Source organism: Flavobacterium granuli (genome assembly GCF_900129705.1).
GTDB classification, from domain to species: Bacteria; Bacteroidota; Bacteroidia; order Flavobacteriales; family Flavobacteriaceae; genus Flavobacterium; species Flavobacterium granuli.
Window position 1 is genome coordinate 34,483 of record NZ_FQWO01000014.1, and the last position, 20,188, is coordinate 54,670.

The 20,188-nt window shown below is 37.1% G+C and carries 16 protein-coding genes and 2 tRNA genes; 14 read left to right on the forward strand and 4 right to left on the reverse strand.

The features are described 5' to 3' along the window. The first annotated feature begins 325 nt into the window (after positions 1 to 325). The 7 genes from dnaE to BUB25_RS15020 all read left to right on the forward strand — a co-directional run bounded on the left by dnaE (position 326) and on the right by BUB25_RS15020 (position 10,559). Positions 326 to 4,861 carry a DNA polymerase III subunit alpha gene (gene dnaE, locus BUB25_RS14990; RefSeq protein ID WP_072945757.1) on the forward strand — a complete coding sequence of 1,512 codons (4,536 nt, stop codon included), beginning with the start codon at positions 326 to 328 and terminating at the stop codon, positions 4,859 to 4,861. A 178-nt stretch (positions 4,862 to 5,039) separates the two neighbouring features. After that, on the forward strand, positions 5,040 to 5,957 hold the full coding sequence (locus tag BUB25_RS14995; protein ID WP_072945760.1) for an outer membrane beta-barrel protein: 918 nt from the start codon (positions 5,040 to 5,042) through the stop codon (positions 5,955 to 5,957). A gap of 214 nt (positions 5,958 to 6,171) precedes the next feature. Beyond that, positions 6,172 to 6,489 (forward strand): thioredoxin, encoded by a 318-nt coding sequence (gene trxA, locus BUB25_RS15000; protein WP_072945763.1) that lies wholly within the window; start codon positions 6,172 to 6,174, stop codon positions 6,487 to 6,489. A gap of 82 nt (positions 6,490 to 6,571) precedes the next feature. Continuing rightward, positions 6,572 to 9,142, forward strand: a complete 2,571-nt coding sequence (locus tag BUB25_RS15005; RefSeq protein WP_072945765.1) for a M1 family metallopeptidase — start codon at positions 6,572 to 6,574, stop codon at positions 9,140 to 9,142. Beyond that, complete coding sequence (locus BUB25_RS15010; RefSeq protein WP_072945766.1) at positions 9,139 to 10,065, forward strand: DUF58 domain-containing protein; 927 nt, start codon at positions 9,139 to 9,141, stop codon at positions 10,063 to 10,065. The genes BUB25_RS15005 and BUB25_RS15010 overlap by 4 nt, the downstream gene beginning before the upstream one ends. Before the next feature lie 86 nt (positions 10,066 to 10,151). Continuing rightward, positions 10,152 to 10,225, forward strand: a tRNA-Asp gene (locus tag BUB25_RS15015). A 260-nt stretch (positions 10,226 to 10,485) separates the two neighbouring features. After that, a tRNA-Asp gene (locus BUB25_RS15020) sits at positions 10,486 to 10,559 on the forward strand. Between the two features lie 81 nt (positions 10,560 to 10,640). On the opposite strand, the gene BUB25_RS15025 is transcribed toward BUB25_RS15020, so the two are convergent. After that, a complete protein-coding gene (locus BUB25_RS15025) occupies positions 10,641 to 11,141 on the reverse strand; it encodes a DUF456 domain-containing protein (RefSeq protein WP_072945768.1) in 501 nt (166 codons plus the stop codon). A gap of 115 nt (positions 11,142 to 11,256) precedes the next feature. On the opposite strand from BUB25_RS15025, the gene BUB25_RS15030 reads away from it, so the two are divergent. After that, a complete protein-coding gene (locus tag BUB25_RS15030; RefSeq protein ID WP_072945845.1) occupies positions 11,257 to 11,733 on the forward strand; it encodes a hypothetical protein in 477 nt (158 codons plus the stop codon). 109 nt (positions 11,734 to 11,842) lie between these two features. Here BUB25_RS15030 and BUB25_RS15035 read toward each other — a convergent pair whose 3' ends face one another. Next, the gene (locus BUB25_RS15035; protein WP_072945770.1) at positions 11,843 to 12,940 is read right to left on the reverse strand and encodes a glycosyltransferase family 2 protein; all 1,098 of its coding nucleotides are present in this window, start codon (positions 12,938 to 12,940) and stop codon (positions 11,843 to 11,845) included. Then, positions 12,937 to 13,881 (reverse strand): lysylphosphatidylglycerol synthase transmembrane domain-containing protein, encoded by a 945-nt coding sequence (locus tag BUB25_RS15040; protein WP_072945772.1) that lies wholly within the window; start codon positions 13,879 to 13,881, stop codon positions 12,937 to 12,939. Before BUB25_RS15040 ends, BUB25_RS15035 begins: the two co-directional genes overlap by 4 nt. A 54-nt stretch (positions 13,882 to 13,935) precedes the next feature. On the opposite strand from BUB25_RS15040, the gene ruvC reads away from it, so the two are divergent. The 5 genes from ruvC to BUB25_RS15065 all read left to right on the forward strand — a co-directional run bounded on the left by ruvC (position 13,936) and on the right by BUB25_RS15065 (position 17,685). Next, on the forward strand, positions 13,936 to 14,490 hold the full coding sequence (ruvC, locus tag BUB25_RS15045) for a crossover junction endodeoxyribonuclease RuvC (RefSeq protein ID WP_072945773.1): 555 nt from the start codon (positions 13,936 to 13,938) through the stop codon (positions 14,488 to 14,490). Positions 14,491 to 14,556: 66 nt separating this feature from the next. Beyond that, positions 14,557 to 15,690: a radical SAM family heme chaperone HemW gene (gene hemW, locus BUB25_RS15050; RefSeq protein ID WP_072945782.1), complete on the forward strand. Its 1,134-nt coding sequence runs from the start codon at positions 14,557 to 14,559 to the stop codon at positions 15,688 to 15,690. Between the two features lie 10 nt (positions 15,691 to 15,700). Then, complete coding sequence (locus BUB25_RS15055; RefSeq protein ID WP_072945784.1) at positions 15,701 to 16,489, forward strand: cyclase family protein; 789 nt, start codon at positions 15,701 to 15,703, stop codon at positions 16,487 to 16,489. Between the two features lie 44 nt (positions 16,490 to 16,533). Next, a complete protein-coding gene (locus BUB25_RS15060) occupies positions 16,534 to 16,899 on the forward strand; it encodes an MmcQ/YjbR family DNA-binding protein (protein WP_072945786.1) in 366 nt (121 codons plus the stop codon). A 72-nt stretch (positions 16,900 to 16,971) separates the two neighbouring features. Then, entirely contained in the window at positions 16,972 to 17,685 is a 714-nt protein-coding gene (locus BUB25_RS15065; RefSeq protein WP_072945787.1) for a PH domain-containing protein, read from the forward strand. Between the two features lie 53 nt (positions 17,686 to 17,738). On the opposite strand, the gene BUB25_RS15070 is transcribed toward BUB25_RS15065, so the two are convergent. Continuing rightward, complete coding sequence (locus BUB25_RS15070) at positions 17,739 to 18,584, reverse strand: AraC family transcriptional regulator (RefSeq protein ID WP_072945789.1); 846 nt, start codon at positions 18,582 to 18,584, stop codon at positions 17,739 to 17,741. A 272-nt stretch (positions 18,585 to 18,856) separates the two neighbouring features. On the opposite strand from BUB25_RS15070, the gene BUB25_RS15075 reads away from it, so the two are divergent. Then, entirely contained in the window at positions 18,857 to 20,152 is a 1,296-nt protein-coding gene (locus BUB25_RS15075) for an aminopeptidase P family protein (protein ID WP_072945791.1), read from the forward strand. The last annotated feature ends 36 nt before the right edge of the window (positions 20,153 to 20,188 follow it).

Below are 20,188 nucleotides of genomic sequence, written 5' to 3' on the forward strand. Positions count from 1 at the left end.
AATATAAACTACATTTTTGTTTATAATTAGCAATGATTGTTCCTTTTTTATTTTTTTGAGCGACTGTATTCGATTGTTTTTTATTCGGCAAAAAGGGCGTGTTTTGTTTCATTTGGTTGTCCAATTTTTTTGTAAAATACTACGACATCCAAAAAAATAAGCAGCTCGTTAATTTGAAGATTTTTAAATTTGGTTGTAGGAATTTTAAAGAAACAATCAGGGGATCTTTTGTTGATAACTTGCCTTAGTTCTTACTTGAAAAAAAACTAAATTTGAAATTCAATTTTTATAATTATTTGGTTTTTTAAACCGCTCACATTCAGTTATGTATTTAATATTCGATACCGAGACTACAGGATTACCCAAGCGTTGGGACGCGCCCATAACCGATACAAACAACTGGCCGCGATGTATTCAAATTGCATGGCAGTTGCATGACGACATGGGGAAACTCATCGAACATCAGGATTATTTGGTAAGACCGGATGGGTTTAATATTCCCTATGATGCCGAACGAATTCATGGTATTTCTACTGAATTGGCCCAAGCCGAAGGGATTTCGTTGGCTGAAGTTTTGGAGAAATTCAATGTCGCATTGAGTAAAGCCAAATTTATTGTGGGTCAGAATTTAGGTTTTGATGTCAATATTATGGGCTGTGAATTTCATCGTTTGGGGGTCGAAAGTCCAATGGCTAGTATTCCGGTTTTGGACACCTGTACCGAGGTTACCGCTTCCTTATTGCAATTGCCGGGTGGTAGAGGTGGAAGATTTAAACTGCCTACCTTAACGGAATTGCATTCTTATCTTTTTAACAAACCGTTTGCTGAGGCGCACAATGCCACTGCCGATGTCGAGGCAACCACGCGTTGTTTCCTGGAGTTGATCAGAAGAGAAAATTTTACCAAAGAACAACTGGATGTTCCTGCGAGTTATTTTCAGGATTTTCAATCTAAGAATCCAACTGAGATTCAACTTATTGGATTAAAACATATTAATTTAAAGGCAGCTTCGGATAAGATTCGTCAGCAGCTTCAAGAAGTTGGACAAGATATTTCGCAAACGATTATTTCGGATGCAGATAAAAAAGATTTTTCGGCGGCCAAGTTTGCTCATTTGCACAATCATACCCAATTTTCGGTTTTGCAATCGACTATCGGGATGGGGCCTTTGGTTTCGGTAACTGCTAAGAATGGTTTTCCGGCTGTAGCCATGACCGATACCGGAAATATGATGGGAGCTTTCCATTTTGTGAGTGCGATAATGAACCACAACAAAGGAGCTTCTGCCAAAAATAAATCTTTGGTAGAAAATGGAGAAGAACCAACAGAAACTGAAATCAAACCCATTGTAGGTTGCGAGTTTAATATTTGCGAAAATCATTTGGATAAAACCAAAAAAGACAATGGTTATCAGGTGGTTTTATTGGCCAAAAATAAAAAAGGCTATCACAATTTGGCCAAAATGGCTTCGATAGCGTATACAGATGGTTTTTATTATGTACCGCGTATTGACAGAAAGATTGTAGAAAAATACAAGGAAGACATCATGGTGTTGTCCGGGAATTTATACGGAGAGATTCCGAGTAAAATTCTGAATATTGGTGAAAACCAAGCCGAAGAAGCCTTGATTTGGTGGAAAGAACAATTTGGAGCCGATTTTTATATCGAAATCATGCGCCATAATCAAGAGGATGAAAACAGGGTAAATAAAACCCTGATTGAATTTTCGAAAAAGCACGATATAAAGTTAATCGCTACTAACAATACCTATTATGTAAATAAAGAAGATGCGAATGCGCATGATATTTTATTGTGTGTAAAAGATGGGGAAAAGCAAGCGACGCCAATAGGTCGTGGCCTCGGCTATCGTTATGGTTTACCCAATCAGGAATATTATTACAAGTCGGGAGAAGAGATGAAAAAACTCTTTGCCGATTTGCCTGAAGCCATTATCAATATTCAGGAAATTGTAGATAAAGTCGAAATTTACTCGCTTTACAGGGATGTATTGCTTCCAAAATATGATATTCCAGAAGAATTTGTAGTTGCTGAAGATGAAGCGGATGGCGGCGTTAGAGGAGAGAATAAATATTTACGCCACCTGACGATGGTAGGGGCCGAAAAAAGATATGGTGAAATTACGCCATCTATTCAAGAACGATTGGATTTTGAGTTATTGACTATTTCCAATTCCGGATATCCGGGTTATTTCTTGATTGTGCAGGATTTTATTGCCAAAGCCCGGGAAATGGATGTTTCGGTAGGGCCGGGTCGTGGTTCGGCAGCGGGTTCGGCGGTGGCTTATTGCCTTGGAATTACCAATATTGACCCGATTAAGTATGACTTGCTTTTTGAGCGTTTCCTGAATCCGGATCGTGTATCGATGCCCGATATTGATATTGATTTTGATGATGAAGGACGTGGCCGTGTCATGGATTATGTAATCAAAAAATACGGAGCCAATCAGGTAGCTCAAATTATTACCTATGGTAAAATGGCGACCAAATCAGCGATTCGTGATACGGCTCGTGTGCTTGATTTGCCTTTGTTTGAAGCCGACAGAATTGCGAAATTGATTCCGGCTATGATGCCGTCCAAATGGAATTTGGCGCGTTTTATTTCAGAAAAAGAAGAGGACGTCAAAAAAGCCTTGCGTTCGGACGAATTTGAGAATGTAAAGGAGCTGATCGCGATTGCCAATGAAGATAGTTTGGCTGGAGAAACCATTCAGCAGGCGAAAATTTTGGAAGGTTCGATGCGAAATACGGGCATTCACGCCTGTGGGGTAATTATTACACCATCGGATATTACCAATTTCGTTCCGGTAACTACGGCCAAAGATTCTGATTTATATGTTACCCAATTTGATAACTCGGTTGCAGAAAGTGCCGGATTGTTGAAAATGGACTTCTTGGGTCTGAAGACCCTGACTTTGATAAAAGATACCGTAAAACTGGTGAAATACAGAACCGGAATTCAATTGGATCCTGACACTTTCCCGATTGACGATGTCAAAACCTATGAGTTGTTCCAAAGAGGAGAAACGGTGGGTATATTCCAATATGAGTCACCCGGAATGCAAAAATACATGAAGGACCTGAAACCCACGGTTTTTGGGGATTTGATTGCGATGAATGCCTTGTATCGTCCGGGACCTTTAGAATACATTCCTTCTTTCGTTCGAAGAAAAAACGGAGAAGAACCCATAGTTTATGATTTAGATGCCTGCGAAGAATATTTGGGTGAAACCTATGGGATTACGGTGTATCAAGAGCAGGTGATGCTTTTGTCACAGTCCTTGGCTGATTTTACCAAAGGTGAGGCTGACGTTTTGCGTAAAGCGATGGGTAAAAAGCAAAAAGACGTTTTGGATAAAATGAAACCGAAGTTTGTTGAGCAAGCCGCTGCCAAAGGTCATGATGCTAAAGTGTTGGAGAAAATTTGGAAAGACTGGGAAGCATTTGCGAGTTATGCTTTTAATAAATCGCACTCTACTTGTTATGCCTGGATTGCCTATCAAACAGCTTATCTAAAAGCGCATTATCCGGCAGAATATATGGCTGCGGTGCTTTCGAATAACATGAGTGATATCAAGCAGGTGTCGTTCTTTATGGAAGAATGTAAGCGTATGGGATTGCAGGTTTTAGGCCCTGATGTAAATGAGTCTTTTCATAAATTTACCGTAAATGATGATTATGCGGTGCGTTTTGGGATGGGCGCTATTAAAGGTGTGGGTTCTGGAGCTGTGGCAACTATAGTAGAGAATAGAAAAGAAGGAAAATACAAATCTATTTTTGATTTAACCAAGCGTATCGATTTGCGTGCGGCCAATAAAAAAGCATTAGAAAATCTGGCTTTGGCCGGAGGATTCGATTCCTTTTTGGGAACCACTCGGGCACAGTATTTTCATGATGACGGTGACGGAATTACTTTTTATGAAAAGGCGATTCGTTACGGAGCAAAATTTCAGGAAAACGAGAATTCATCGCAGGTGAGTTTGTTTGGCGAAGCCAGTGATGTGCAAATTGCTGAACCCGTTGTGCCGCCTTGCGAGGATTGGAGTACGATGGAAAAACTGGCCAAAGAAAAAGAAGTTGTTGGAATTTATATTTCCGGCCATCCGCTGGACGATTACAAATTTGAAATGAAATATTTTTGTAATGCCAAGCTGGAAGCTCTTAAAAACCTGGACTTATATGTGGGGAAAAGTTTAAGCTTTGGTGGAATCATTAACAACGTTCAGCATCGTGTGGCCAAAAATGGAAAAGGCTGGGGGATTTTCACCTTAGAAGGTTATGATGAGAGTTATGAGTTTAAAATTTTTGGCGAAGAATATCTAAAGTTCAGGCACTTCTTTATTCAAAATAACTTTACTTATATCAAGGTTCTGGTCAAGGAAGGCTGGGTTAATCAAGATACCGGGAAGCGCAGTGATCCCAGAATACAGTTTACCTTAGTGCAGTATTTACAGGATGTGTTGGAGTCTTTTGCTAAAAAGTTGATTTTACTGTTGAATATAAAAGATTTGCAGCCAGAATTTATTCATAAACTAAGCCGACTTTTTCAGGAGAATAAAGGAGACAATCAGGTTGCTTTTGAAGTCATGGAGTTGGAGAAGGTCAGGAAGATAATTCAGGCAGATCCGGTGGTTTCTGAAAACGACGAAGATGCTTTTGTTGAAGAAATCGATGATGCCGAAACTTCAGAATCTGATTCTTCAAACACAGTTGGAGTTACTGAGATAGAAGAGATTAATGTGGTGACAAAGTTGTCGATGCCAAGTAGAAAGCTAAAAATTAAAATTTCAAATGAATTGCTGTTTGAATTGGAGAAAATGCAGGTTAATTTTAAGTTGAATTAGATTTTCGGATCCTGCTGATTCGTTTAACCGGATTGAAAAATGTTAATTTTTTTTTTGTAAAAGCCTGACGTTTATATGCATGCATATAATTTTGTTTTTGTGCTCATATTTATTTGGAAAATGGCTAAGAGCTGTTGTCTAAATTATTTATGTTTGCTGTAAAACAAAAAATAATATTATGAAAAAGAACCTATTTTTATTAGGATTTATGGCTTGCTCTTTGACTATGATGGGGCAAACTGACAAAAAAGAAAGTTGGTATTTTAAATTGGGAGGATCTTATTTTACTCAAACTGCGGCTACTGAATTCCCAACTGTGGGAGGTAATGCAGCATTAAATAAAGTTTATGTAGGCGGAAAATTAACTTCGGAAGAAAGTGTTACCGGCTCTTTTGGTGAAGGTTTCAGAACTGGAATAACGGCAGGATATAGATTCAATACCCGTTTAGGTGTTGAAATGGGGGTTAATTATTATTCTAGTAAGGATAAAACAATGGCGCAAACTATTTCAGATGTGCCTATAACAGCAAATGGTGCTTATAGTTTTAAATCAGTAGGTCAAATTACTGCTTTTGATGTTGCTCCAGCCTTGGTGTTGTTCTTAGGAGAGCACAAAGGTTTTGAGCCTTATACAAAAGTGGGTGTTTTGGTACCTGTTCACGGAGATTTGGAAATTACTTCTGATGCATACGCACCAATTGCTTTTAGTCCGACAGGTATACCAACTGCTTTTGGAGATGTTCATAGTGTTGATAAGGTAAAACCTAATCCAACGGTAGGATTCATGTCGGCTTTGGGAACATCATATAAATTAGGGAAGAAAATCTCTGCTTTTGCTGAATTGGAATACCGCAACTTTACGGTGCATGGAAAAACTAAAGAAACTACTGAGTTTACTGTAAACGGAACAAATGCATTAGCAGGTAGAACTCAAGCGCAGATTCATACAAACTATGTAGATCGTTTGAATGTAAACTCAAATAATGCCTTAACGAACCCTAATGGAACTGATTCTTCTAAACCAATGGACGAATTGAGTTCTTATGTTGGAATTAGTGGTTTAGGTTTGACTTTAGGTTTGAAATACAGTCTATAATACAACAGTTTTAAGAAAAAATATATTTTGTAAAAAGGTTGTCAGTTATGGCAGCCTTTTTTTGTTATAAATGCATTTTGATAGCTATTGACAATGTGTTTATAATCAAAACTAATTTGTGAATAGTGTTTGATTTGTTTTTAATTTCTAAATTTGTATCCAAGTTTTGAATTCGATCAAGGCTTTTTTTAAACTTTAAATAAAAACAAATAATATGGCATTAGCAATAACAGATGCTACTTTTGAAGAAGTAGTTTTGAAATCAGACAAACCGGTAATGGTGGATTTTTGGGCAGCATGGTGTGGGCCTTGTAGAATGGTAGGTCCAATCATTGACGAATTGAGTACTGAATACGAAGGAAAAGTAGTAATTGGGAAAGTAGATGTTGATGCAAACCAAGAATTTGCTGCAAAATACGGAGTGAGAAACATTCCAACGGTTTTGGTTTTTCATAACGGAGAAGTTGTAGGGAAACAAGTAGGAGTAGCTCCTAAACAAACCTATGCAGATAGTTTAGACGCTTTGTTGTAATCAGTAGATTATGATTTATATAGAAAGGTTTGGCGAAAGTCAAGCCTTTTCTTATTTTTAGCCAATATAAATCTTTCATGTAATGAAAATCAGTTCCTGTTTGTTGTGTTGTGTTTTGATGATTTTTTCTTGCCAATCGGTTAAGAAACCGGCTTTGCTGTTAGAAAATGGGATTTCTAAGGAGTTGGCTGTCTTTCGAAAAAAACAAGTTTCGGGAGTATCTTATGAATTGTCATTTGCTATTCCGGAAAAAAAGGAAAGTCCTATTTTATCTCAACTGGTTTTGCATGTTAGGCTTACTGATCTGGGCGAACCGTTGTATCTTGATTTTAACGAAAAGAAAGAGAATCTGAAAAGTGTCCTTGTCAATGGCAGGACCATCATTATTTTGCACGATAAAGAGCATTTAATAATTCCTAGTGCGCATTTACTTAAGGGGGAAAACACCATTCAAATTGAATTTATAGCCGGAAATTTATCATTGAACAGAAACGATGATTTCTTGTATACCTTGTTGGTGCCGGATCGTGCCAGTACTTTGTTTCCTTGTTTTGACCAGCCGGATATTAAGGCGACTTATCTGCTTTCGATAACAGCGCCTAAGGATTGGTTGGTTTTGGCTGGAGCTCCGCTTAGCCAAAAAACGGAGCAGGGAGATTTTATCAAATACCAGTTTGAAGAGTCGGATAAGATGAGTACTTATTTGTTCTCTTTTGTGGCAGGGGCGTTTAAAAACGTTTCTCAAAATCTCGATAACTTTCCTATGACGCTTTTGTATCGGGAGAATGATCTCGAAAAACTGAAAGAGAGTATGGGGCCTATTTTTAGTTTGCATCGTCAGGCTGTTTCTTTTTTAGAAAAATATACCCAATATCCTTTTCCGTTTAAGAAAATGGATTTTGCTACAATTCCGGTATTCCAATATGGAGGAATGGAACATGTAGGTGCGATTCAGTACAGGGAATCAACCTTGTTTTTAGATAATGCCGCAACCAATAGCGAAAAACTGAGCAGAGGAAAATTGATTGCTCACGAAACCTCGCATATGTGGTTTGGGGATTTGGTGACCATGAAATGGTTTAACGATGTTTGGATGAAAGAAGTGTTTGCTAATTTTATGGCAGACAAAATAATGAATCCGGCTTTTCCGGACATTAATCATAATTTGCAGTTTCTCACGGCTCATTATCCGAGTGCTTATGGAGAAGACCGTACCAAAGGAACGCATCCTATTCGTCAAAATTTAGCTAATCTTAAAGATGCGGGTTCTCTTTATGGAAGTATAATTTACAACAAAGCGCCTATTATGATGCGACAGTTAGAAGCAACTATGGGGGGTGAGGCGTTTCAAAAAGGCATTCAGAAATACATCCGCAAATATGCAAATTCTAATGCTGATTGGGGGGATTTAGTTGCTATATTCGATAAGGAAACTCCAGTTGATATCAAAAAATGGAGTGATGTATGGGTAAATCAATCCGGAAGGGCGTTGTTTACGGATCAAATAGCATACGATACTACAGGTGCAATAAAAAGCTTTGTAATACGACAACAGGCCGAGGATTCTTCTTTGAATGTATGGCCTCAGGTTTTTGAAATAGGTTTGCTATATCCAGATGAGACCAAGCGAATTAAGGTAGTGGTGAAAGATGGACTTACTGAAGTGGAAGCTGCAATAGGTTTGCCAAAGCCAATTTCGATTATTTATAATTACAATGGATACGGATACGGGGTATTTCCAATAGATGCAGATAATTTAGATAAAATCCCCGAAATAAAAGATGAGGTAGCACGGGCTTACAGTTATATAAATCTCTATGAGAATACGTTGACAGGAAAAATTGCGCCCGTAAAGGCTTTTGAAAGTTGTTTGAAAGGAATCGTTCAGGAGGAGAATGAGTTGGTTGCAAAGCTTTTGTCCGGTCAATTGAATTCACTCTTTTGGAAATTTCTAACCGTAAAACAACAGCATGGCTGTCAGAAAGAGCTCGAAACCATGTTGAATAAAAGGTTGCAAGAAGATTTGCCTGCTAATGTCAAGAAGACTTTGTTTGTCTTGTTTGGAGAGATGGCTTATTCTGAAACGGCAAAGGAAAAATTATATCAGCTTTGGAATAAGGAGGTTGTGATTGATAATTTGAAGTTAAATGAAGATGATTATGTAAATATGGCGATGAATCTGACTATTTATAAACATAAAAAATCAGTCGAAATAATTAAGAAAACCAGGGAGTTAATCAGTAATTCAGATAAGCAAAAGCGATTTGATTTTTTGCTTCCTTCATTGTCAGATGACGAGTTGGTTAGGGACGCTTTTATGGAATCGTTAAAACAGGAAAAGAATAGGGAAAAAGAATCATGGGTACAGCTGGCTTTGGCCAATATTCATCATCCGTTGCGTCAGCAAGGGTCTAAGAAGTATTTAAGAGAATGCCTGGATTTGATTGAAGAGGTTCAGCTCACGGGAGATATTTTCTTTCCAAAAGGATGGCTCGTTAATAGTGTTGGCAAGTACTCGTCTGCAGATGCTTTTGAGATAGTCAATGATTTTTTAAAAGAAAACCCTAAATTTAGTCCAATTTTAAAGAGAAAATTATTGCAGGCTACGGATGATTTATCGCGCGCTCAAGAAATAAAAAAAGAAGCAGAATGAAAATCGAATCGCAAATAGAGAGAATTTCCAGTTTTCAACACCTGGAATTACTGGCTAATCAAGTAGTGGAAGGCTTTATATCGGGGATGCATAAGAGTCCTTTTCATGGTTTTTCGGCTGAATTTGCGGAGCATAAAGTGTATAATATGGGCGAAAGCACCAGGCATATCGATTGGAAGCTTTTTGCCAGAACAGATCGTCTGTATACTAAACGCTTTGAGGAAGAAACAAATTTGCGCTGTCATATCATTATTGATAATTCGTCATCGATGCATTATCCTAAATTAAAAGAAGCGCAAAATTTTTTTGAAAGCAAGATTGGTTTTTCGGTTTTGGCTTCGGCGGTTGTAATGAATCTTTTAAAGAAGCAACGAGACGCCATAGGCTTGAGTGTCTTTTCGGATAGCTATGAGTACTATGCCCCTGAAAAAGGCAGTGATCGCCATCATAGAATGGTTTTGAACGCGCTCGAAAATCTTTTGGAAAAGCCAACAGCCCGAAAAAGAACGGATACGATTGCCTTTTTGCATCAAATAGCCGAAAAGATGCATCGCCGATCGATGATTATTCTGTTTACTGATATGTTTCAATCTGAGAACGAAGCAGATTTGTTTAATGCCTTGCAACATTTGAAAAGGAATAAGCATAAAGTGGTTCTTTTTCATGTTGTGGATCATAAAACGGAGCTTAATTTTGATTTTGACAATGCTCCCAGAAAGTTTATTGATGTGGAAACGGGTGAGGAAATTTCTGTTTTTGCCGATAATGTAAAGCTGGAATATGAAAAACAAACCCAATTATACTTTAAAAGACTTGCGTTAAGCTGTGCTCAAAATAGAATTAAGTATGTTCCTGTGAGTGTTGGAGAAAATTTCGAAAAAATAATTTTGACATATTTAGCTGAGAAACAAAACTTTGGGTAAATGGAAATGTTTTGGCGAAATATTTTTAATAAAAATGCTTGTGTGAACGGAAATCTATTGTATCTTTGCCACCGCAATAAAGCAGAGGTTTGGTAGTTCAGTTGGTTAGAATACATGCCTGTCACGCATGGGGTCGCGGGTTCGAGTCCCGTCCAGACCGCTAATATTGGGGAAGCCTTTCGTAATCGAAAGGCTTTTTTGCCCCTATAAAGTATCTAAAGCTAGTTGTGTTGTTTGGTTAGCCTTTGTAAGCTAACCCGGTTTAGTAGTTAGACCAATGAAAAGCTTTTCGCCTCGGCGAACGGCTTTTTTGATTTTAAAGAAGCTAGATTTACATAGTAAAATTTTAAGGTAAATTTTTTTAGTTTTTTCGCGTATAAACGAAAATCTATTGTATCTTTGCCACCGCAATAAAGCAGAGGTTTGGTAGTTCAGTTGGTTAGAATACATGCCTGTCACGCATGGGGTCGCGGGTTCGAGTCCCGTCCAGACCGCTAATATTGGGGAAAGCCTTTCGTAACTGAAAGGCTTTTTTTATTATCTGTAGGTTTAAGAATGTTGTGATCCCAAAATCTTTAAAACAAACTGGCTCTGTATTGCCATACAATCGCGATAAATAATCCCATAAAAAGCACAGCTACTAAAAACTGCATAAAAGTAGAGGCAAGGAATCCTATTAACGAGCCTGTCGCTGCTTTCAATGCCCGATTGTGATTTTTAGAATCATACACGAGCTCTCCGATCAAAGCTCCAACAAAAGCGCCTATGATGAACCCGAAAGGAATAGGAGAAAAAAAACCAATAAGCAAGCCGATATTTGTTCCCCAAATACCATAAGAACTGCCCCCAAAATACTTTGTCCCTTTGGCCGGAATCAGGTAGTCTAATACGGTGATGATGATTGTTATTAATAAGCTGATGCCTAAAATCCAATAATTAGTTGGGACGGCATTAGTAAGGTATAATAGTAGCAAACCAATCCAGCTTATGCTTGGGCCGGGAAGAACAGGAATTAAGCTTCCCAAAATGCCTATAAATATGCAGCCTAAGCCAAGAATCAATAGCAGTATGTCCATAAATTAATTTTTAGTAAATTTGAACAATAAAAATAACCATTATTTGCTTTCGAAAGCGTCACACCAATAATAATTGTATTTTTATAGAATATTAGTCCAATTCAAAAACAAAACATTGAAGCACTATTACTTTTTTTTAGTATTCTTACTTTTTACTTCCTGCCAGCATTTCGAAAAGCAAGTGCCTTCGGAAAAGGAATTGTTGCAAAAGGAACTGAAAGCCATCAATTGGAAAGAAGTGGACGAATATCCATCATTTAAAGATTGTGATAAATTAGGCAATAAGACCCAGCGTCAGCAATGTTTTTTTGAGTATTTAGCCCAGTTAATCCAAGAAAAACTCAGCATAGACACCCTTTCGATTCTTTATCCTGAACTCGACACCATAGAAGTCAAGGTGACGATTTTTCCAAATGCAAAGATGAAATTTGAACCTCAGTTTCCCAAAGATTCAGTGGCTTATGATACCATTAAAATAGACAGCATCTTGAATGCCAGACTGGTTGATTTTCCAAAAGTCAACCCTGCCATCAAACGCGGAATTCCCGTAAAAACGCAGTTTATTCTTCCCGTAATTATTAAAGTAGAGTAGTTTTTTTGGAGCTTTTTCCAGCTGTTCGCTATATCTTTTTCTTTTTAAAGGAAAAAGAAAAAGGATGCCGCTTCCATCTGGGCTAAGGCATTCTTTGTTACCACAACATCTATTTAAATTGCCGGCCTTTCCATTCGTACTTTCCAAACAGTGAATATAGAGCAACCCCGACGCTAAAAAAAGGATAAATCAAACTGCCCAGAACAAGATAATGACTTTTGTTTCCCAGAAAAGTATTTGTTTTATGGATTAATATAGTATCAACTATAAATTTGATAATTAGGAAAAGGATTATATTCTCAATAGGAATTAATCCAAAAATTCCCAAGCCCAAACTGAAAATCCAGCCCAGATTTGCAACAAAAACGATGATGGCTACAAACTGTCCGAAATTACTTTGGTATGCCGCTGTTTTAGAAGCCCAACGCACTCTTTGATAAAACAAAGATTTCCAATCCGTCAATGGATTTGTCGTAACAATTGTGTTTTTTGATTTCAAATAATGCACTTTTTCAGGACATTTTGCCATAGCCTTTTGCAACAAGAAAACATCGTCGCCGCTGGCAATTTTGTCATTTCCATCAAAACCGTTTAAGGCATTAAAAAAAGATTTGGTGTAAGCAAAATTAGCGCCATTGCACATAAATCCTTTCTCAATCCCAAAACTACCCATTGTCGCAGCTTGTAAACTGGCTAAGTCTAATTGTTGAAATTGCTGCAAAAAAGTATTGTCACAATCATAAGTCACGGCTCCGGCAATCATGGAAACCTTGTTTTGCTGGATGTAATTGTCAAAGGTTAAAAGCCAGTTTTCAGACACGACACAATCGGCATCAGTCGTGATGATCCAATCCGTTGTAACGCGGTTCAATGCGGTTATTATCGCATCTTTTTTGGGCGAATTTGAAATTCTTATATTAGGAATAACCGAAACCGGAAAGCTGAAACTGGAAATTCGAAATCCATCAGTAGAATCGTCGTCAACCAGAATTACTTCGAATAAATCCATCGGATAATGCTGTTTGGAAAAACAATGCAGCAAATGAGGCAAGTTTTGGGCTTCATTCCGAAAAGGGACTATTATGGTGAACTTGGTTTTTGGCTTTAAGTCAATGGCTTCAACTGTTTTTATTTTAGAAAAACCATAAATCAAGTAACCAATGGTTGCGAAATAAACGGTCAATATGAGGAATAAAAACATCATCATGAAAGCCGGTTGGTTTTAAAACTTAATACGTAATAACTGCCTATTACTACGGGTAGAACCACGTTTAAGAACCACATTAATGTCGATACAAAAATGACAATCCATTCGTTTACGCCCAGAATCCCAAAGAAAAAGATGGCTACGCTGCCTTTTACGGCAAAGTCCAAAAACTGAAAAGTGGGCAATGAAGAAGCCAAGAAATAAACACTGGTTACGGCAGACATCAGTGTCAAATAAGGCAGGTCGACATCAAAAGCTAAAAACAAAAAATAATATTGATGCGAAAAAACAAGATAACGACACAAGCCCAAAAGGATATTTTTTTGATGAATTTTCTTCGGGATTTCGTTAATTTTATGAATCAGTTTTTCGATGGAATAGCCTTTGATAGCCAGTTTTTTTACCGAAAACAATAAAATGAAAATACAAGTGAGAACAACAAAAAGAATAGCGACCGTTCTGGTGGTGATCACATTGTATTGGGCATTAAAATAAAGCAAACCCAATATTCCGATGATTACAGTCAAAACCATTTGAATTCCGTTACAAATCAGATTAAGGAATACTACTTTTTTAGTTTCTGATTTTTCATAATACAGGGCTTTTCCGGCATATTCACCAATGCCATTGGGTGTGAAAATTCCAGCCGTTAGCGCAGCCAAAACTTGTTTGGTGGCTTCGGATAAAGATGGGGGGTTGAGGTATGAAGCCAGATTTTGCCATTTTAAAATTTCAAAATAACGATTCAAAACGCTCAACAACAAGATAAAAGCAATCCCGGAAACCGACTGATTTTTTTGGAATAAAACCAAGAATTTTTGCCAGTCCAATTTGTCATTATGGGCCAATTGATTGTAAATAAAATAAAATGCGCCACCCACAATCAAAACTTTGATTATAAGAACGAGGAATTGTTTAGTTTTGTCAGGAATTGAAATCATGGGTGCAAAGAAACAAAACTTTAAACTTTGAACTTTAAACTTTAAACAAATCTTTTGGCAAACGAACGCATCATATTAGGAATTGACCCGGGGACAACAATAATGGGTTTTGGGTTAATAAAAATTGTTAATAAGAAAATGGAATTCTTGCAGCTCAACGAACTGCAATTGTCTAAATACGACAACCATTATCAAAAGTTGAAAATTATTTTTGAGCGTACCATTGAGTTAATCGATACCCATAATCCGGACGAAATCGCTATTGAAGCCCCTTTTTTTGGTAAAAACGTACAATCGATGTTGAAACTGGGCAGAGCACAAGGAGTAGCAATGGCAGCGGGACTTTCGAGAGATATTCCTATTACGGAATACGAACCCAAGAAAATAAAAATGGCGATAACGGGTAACGGAAATGCCAGTAAAGAACAAGTAGCCAAAATGCTACAACAGCTTTTGGGTTTGAAAGAATTGCCTAAAAACCTCGATAGCACCGATGGATTAGCGGCTGCGGTTTGTCACTTTTTCAACTCAGGAAAAGTAATCGGAACAAAAAGCTATACGGGCTGGGATGCTTTTGTACAACAAAATCAAGAACGAGTAAAAAAATAGGGATCAGTATTCGGTGTTCAGTTAGCAGTTCTGATCACTAATTACTGATCACTGAACACTAAATAAATGTCAGGAATCTACATTCACATCCCTTTTTGCAAGCAAGCGTGTCATTATTGCGACTTTCATTTTTCGACTTCGATGAAGAAGAAAGACGATATGGTTTTGGCTTTGGCCAAGGAGATTCAAATGCGCAAAAACGAATCTGAAAATGAAGTTGTGGAAACGATTTATTTTGGAGGAGGAACCCCCAGTGTATTGACTTCGGATGAAATTAATTTTTTGATTGATGCTGTCTATGAGAGTTATTCGGTCATTGAAAATCCAGAAATTACACTCGAAGCCAATCCCGATGACTTATCAGGCGAACGAATTCTGGAATTGTCTCAAAGTAAAATTAATCGGTTAAGTATTGGAATTCAGTCTTTTTTTGAGGATGATTTATTGATGATGAATCGGGCACATAATTCGGCGGAAGCGCAAAGATGTTTGCAAGAGGCGACGAAGTATTTTGATAATATTTCGATTGATTTGATTTATGGCGTTCCGGGAATGAGTAATGAGAAATGGAAACAAAATATTGATACGGCGCTGTCTTTTGGGATACCGCACATTTCCAGTTATGCGTTGACGGTAGAACCTAAAACGGCCTTAAGTAAGTTAATCCAAACCGGAAAAATCGCCCAGCCCAATGATGAAGTGGCTTCGGTACATTTTTCGATTTTAGTGGAAACGCTGGAAACGCATGGTTTTATTCATTATGAACTTTCAAATTTTGGTAAAGAAAATTATTTTTCAAAAAATAATTCGGCCTACTGGCTAGGAAAAAAATACATCGGAATAGGTCCTTCGGCGCACAGTTATGATGGTGTTTCCCGAAGTTGGAATATTGCTAACAATTCAATTTACCTAAAATCAATTCAAGAGAATAAACTGCCAAATGAGGTTGAAATTCTTTCCGTGACGGATCGCTATAACGAATATATTATGACGGGTTTGCGGACTATTTGGGGTGTTTCTTTGGATCGAGTTGAAACTGAATTTGGAAGCGATTATTTAAATTATTTGCTGAAACAAGCTCAGAAATTTCTGGATGACGATTTGCTTTTTATCGCAAACAACATTCTAAAACCGACCCCAAAAGGAAAGTTTTTGACGGACGGGATCGCAAGTGATATGTTTTTGGTAAATTTGGAATAAAATCATTCCATTGAAAGCAACGATTCAACACAACAATACTATATTGCAAGTCGATTTATCAAATCCTATTGATATTTCAATCCCATTAACAAATACGGATGAAAATCCCATTGCCTGGTATATAGACAAACCGGTTATTGAGCCTGTTCGCTTTGCCGAATGGATTGGGAGTGTGGATAAAGGAGCTTCGACAAATTTCAATAACATTTTCTTCAATCCCCATGGTCACGGCACTCACACTGAATGTCTGGGACATATTACGAGGGATTTTTACAGCATCAATCAATGTTTAAAAGAGTTTTTCTTTATGGCAGAATTGATTTCAATCCAACCAGAAGTGCAAGGAGAAGATTTGGTGATAACTATGGATAGTGTTTTGGTAGCTCTCGATGTGACAATGAAAATAGGTGTTCCAAAAGAAGCACTTATTATTAGGACACTTCCCAATTTAGCCGAAAAGAAATCCTTAAAATATTCCAATACCAATCCGCCTTATCTGTCTGAAGCTGCTGCGCGTTTCATTTGCGAAAGCGGGATTCGACATTTACTGATTGATTTACCGAGTGTGGATAGGGAAAATGATGAGGGAAAATTGCTGGCGCACAAAGCATTCTGGAATGTCAAAGATGTAATAAATTTGAATGCAGATGCCAGATTGGATTGCACGATAACTGAAATGATTTTTGTTGCTGATGAAGTACCGGACGGAAGCTATCTGCTGAATTTGCAAATTGTTTCTTTTGAAAATGATGCCAGCCCGAGTAAACCGCTGTTGTATTCTGCTTTAGAGGATAAATAAAAAATTTATAATTCAACATTTATAATTTAAAATAGTTTTTTAACATGAATCTAGAAGCCTATTATGAATATTGTTTTTCCAAAAAAGGCGTGACGGAGCACTTTCCTTTTGATGAAGACACCTTGGTGTTTAAAGTGGGCGGAAAAATGTTTGCGCTGTCTTCACTGAGTCAATGGGAGAAAGGGGAACCGGAAGTTAACCTAAAGTGCGATCCGGAACGGGCCCAGGAATTGCGCGCTGAGTATGAAGATATCAAACCGGGATACCACATGAGCAAAATTCATTGGAACACCATTGCTGTGAATAAGGGAGTTTCGGATGCTTTTGTGAAGGAGCTGGTCGATCATTCCTATGATTTGGTTTTCAAAAGTTTAACAAAGAAATTGCAGAGCGAAATAACGGAATTATAAAATTAGGTATTACTTTTGCGAGGTCTTTTTTGAGGCAAATAAAAAAAGCTACGCTATAAATTCAGCATAAAAATGAAAGAACAAATCAAAAAATTCCTAAACGAGGAACAAGACCCTAAAGCCATTGAGAAAATCACTTCAAAGCTGGATGATTTATTGATGAAAAATGAAGAAATAGGGTATATAGCAGTTCAAAAAAAACCGGCAATTACCGTTTTACCGGACAGCATTGTGATGACGAATAAAAGGATTATCATTTGTCAGCCAAAAAATCTGGGTCTTTCAATGAATTTTATTGATTATACCTGGGACGAAATAGAAGGAACTTTTGTAAAAGAAAATATTTTGGGTTCAGAATTTTCTTTTTCAACCAAAACGAATATGGAAGTTTCTATTGATTATATCCCTAAAATCCAAGCTCGAAAGATTTTTACTTACGCCAAAGAACAATTGGATATTTTAAAAAGCGGTTCCATAGTAAATGCCACAGTTATTGATGAAATTCCTGAGGTTGCGATTGAGGCAGAACTAGAATTTGTAGAGGAAATGGAAACGGAAGAAGTTGTTGATTTTGCCGAGATAATGACGGTAAGTCCGCCGGATTTTAATAGAGAAAGTCAAAGCAATTTTGATACGCCTGAAATTTCAAAAGAGCGATTGTTGAGTGAATTGTCTCAGGACGAACTTTTTGAAAAATTGCAAAATTATAAAAAGCTTCTGGATAACGGATTGATTTTACAAGGGGAATATGACGCTTACAAAAAAGAGATTTTGGGTTATATGTAATGCTACATATTATTAATTCATAAAAAAAGCTGTCTGTGATAAGGCAGCTTTTTTTATGAGTTTAATTTTCGGTATTGCAGCGGAGAAATGTTTTTAAGTGTCTTGAATTGCCTGTTAAAATTGGAAATATTGTTAAATCCACAGGATTCAGCAATTTCCAGCACGGAAAGCTCATTCTTTTGGGACAATAATTTGGCTGCCCTTTCAATCCTGATTTCGATTAAAAATTGAAAAAAAGATTTTTTGGTTCGAATTTTAAAATAGCGGCAGAAAGCATTTTTAGTCATGTTTGATATAGAAGCGATCTCGTCAAGAGTAATGTTTCTTTGATAATGATTCATCACATATTCAAACACGATTTGCATTCTTTTGCCTTCATTAGCGGTAATTTTTCTTTCGTAAATATAGTTTGACAGTAGTTGTTTATCCGCTTCTGTAAGGTATTTTAAAATTTTAAGAAAAATAAGAAATCGATTAAACTCGTTTTCGGTTTTGAATTTCTTGAAATAGTTGACAATTTTTTTTGGAGCATTTTTGATAATGAAACCGTTTCGGTTGTTTTCGCAAAAAGGCTGGATGCTTTTAAAAGTAGGCAGGTCAAAGAAATCTTTTCCAAAAGAGGCCGAAGTGTAAAAAAGGGACTGCATGATGGAGGGTTCTGTTGCATTGCTTTCGCTTTTAAAAACATGGGGCAAATAACTCCCTATGACTAAAATATCGCCTTGCTCGTAGTGAGAAAAGGTGTCGCCTACTAAAACGCTGCCTTCTCCTTTTTTGATATAACTGATTTGGTTTTCTTCATGTTGATGTAATTTATCATAAAAAACCATTTCTATATCTTCTTGGTAAATAATGGATTCGTCTCCTGATTTTGGAATTTTAAATGGAAAAACTTTCATGATTAGCAATGTATATAGATCTCAAATATATTTTATTTTTTCAAAAAAACAAGATTATATTATTCGCTTATTTTCATAAAGTCAGCTAATGAGATAATATAGTATCATATTGAGGTAATTTGTAAAAGTATAAAGTTGTGGAGATTAAATATTTTTGAAAGTGAAAAATATATAATTTTATACCTTAAATAGAGAGAAAAGCATGCTTATAGTTTCATTTATCTCTAAATAGTCCTTTTGTATCTTAGCAAAAAACTTTCAATTATAAAAATATGCGATATAAATCGATTCCTACTTCCTTATTTATTGCAAACAGGAAACGTTTTTCCGAAAAAATGGAAGCTAACAGTATTGCTATTATGTCCTCTAATGACGTGATGCCTAATAATGCTGATGATGTAATGGGTTTTGCCCAAAATAATGACTTATTTTATTTATCAGGAATTGATCAAGACGAGACCGTTTTGATCTTGTACCCGGATGCTTTTAAAGAAGAAAACAGGGCGATTTTATTTGTAAAAGAAGTCAGCGAGCACACTAAACTTTGGGAAGGCGATTTCTTGACAAAGGAGGAAGCGTCTCGTATTTCGGGAGTTAAAAATGTAAAGTGGATTCATGAGATGGAGCGCACTTTGCAACTTTTCGCCTTTGAGGCCGATGCTTTTTATCTGGGTCATAACGAACATATCAAAAGGGTTACCTCAGAAATGACAACCAGACAAGATCGCATGATTCAATGGTGCAAGGAAAAATATCCGTTGCACGAATATAAGCGCGCAGCAAAAATCATGCGTGAACTCAGACAAATCAAGTCCGAAGAAGAGATAAATCTTATAAAAGAAGCCGTTTCTATCAGCGTCAAAGGGTTTAAAGGTCTTTTGAAAGCGGTTAAGCCCAATGTAAAGGAATTTGAACTAGAAGCTGAACTCACTTATGAATTGATAAAAAACGGAGCTAGAGGTCACGCCTTTAAGCCGATTGTCGCTTCGGGCAAAAACGCCTGCACGCTGCATTATAATTCAAACGAAGCTGTTTGCAAGGAAGGCGAAATGGTTTTGCTCGATTTTGGTGTTTGTTATGCCAATTACAATTCAGATACCACCAGATGTGTACCAGTAAACGGATCTTTTTCTCCTCGTCAGCGAGCGGTGTATGAATCTGTTTTGCATTGCTTGAAAGAAGGTTCCAAATTGTTAAAACCGGGAGTTTTGTCCGCAGATTATGAAAAACAAATGGCCGCCTTAGTCGAAAAAGAATTAGTTAAATTAGAGCTGATTACTGCCGATGAAATCGCAAACCAAAATCCGGATGCACCAGCTTATAAAAAATATTTCATGCACGGAACGGCGCATCATTTAGGACTGGATGTGCATGATGTGGGATTGTATTCCCGCCCGTTCAAAAAAGGAATGGTGCTTACCTGCGAACCCGGAATTTATATCCTAGAAGAAGGAATTGGCTGTCGTTTAGAAAATGATTATCTAATTACTGAAGACGGAAATATAAATCTTTCGGAGGCAATGCCAATAGAAATAAACGATATCGAAGAACTACTTAAAAAACAATAATACCACAACTAATAATAACTACAATTAATCGAAATT

Coding starts and splice junctions, on each gene's coding strand:
- BUB25_RS15010 (WP_072945766.1), top strand. CDS start 9,139: ATGAAAATCGAATCGCAAATAGAGAGAATTTCCAGTTTTCAACACCTG.
- BUB25_RS15005 (WP_072945765.1), top strand. CDS start 6,572: ATGAAAATCAGTTCCTGTTTGTTGTGTTGTGTTTTGATGATTTTTTCT.
- BUB25_RS15075 (WP_072945791.1), top strand. CDS start 18,857: ATGCGATATAAATCGATTCCTACTTCCTTATTTATTGCAAACAGGAAA.
- BUB25_RS14995 (WP_072945760.1), top strand. CDS start 5,040: ATGAAAAAGAACCTATTTTTATTAGGATTTATGGCTTGCTCTTTGACT.
- trxA (WP_072945763.1), top strand. CDS start 6,172: ATGGCATTAGCAATAACAGATGCTACTTTTGAAGAAGTAGTTTTGAAA.
- BUB25_RS15040 (WP_072945772.1), bottom strand. CDS start 13,881: ATGATTTCAATTCCTGACAAAACTAAACAATTCCTCGTTCTTATAATC.
- BUB25_RS15035 (WP_072945770.1), bottom strand. CDS start 12,940: ATGATGATGTTTTTATTCCTCATATTGACCGTTTATTTCGCAACCATT.
- BUB25_RS15060 (WP_072945786.1), top strand. CDS start 16,534: ATGAATCTAGAAGCCTATTATGAATATTGTTTTTCCAAAAAAGGCGTG.
- BUB25_RS15025 (WP_072945768.1), bottom strand. CDS start 11,141: ATGGACATACTGCTATTGATTCTTGGCTTAGGCTGCATATTTATAGGC.
- BUB25_RS15070 (WP_072945789.1), bottom strand. CDS start 18,584: ATGAAAGTTTTTCCATTTAAAATTCCAAAATCAGGAGACGAATCCATT.
- hemW (WP_072945782.1), top strand. CDS start 14,557: ATGTCAGGAATCTACATTCACATCCCTTTTTGCAAGCAAGCGTGTCAT.
- BUB25_RS15065 (WP_072945787.1), top strand. CDS start 16,972: ATGAAAGAACAAATCAAAAAATTCCTAAACGAGGAACAAGACCCTAAA.
- dnaE (WP_072945757.1), top strand. CDS start 326: ATGTATTTAATATTCGATACCGAGACTACAGGATTACCCAAGCGTTGG.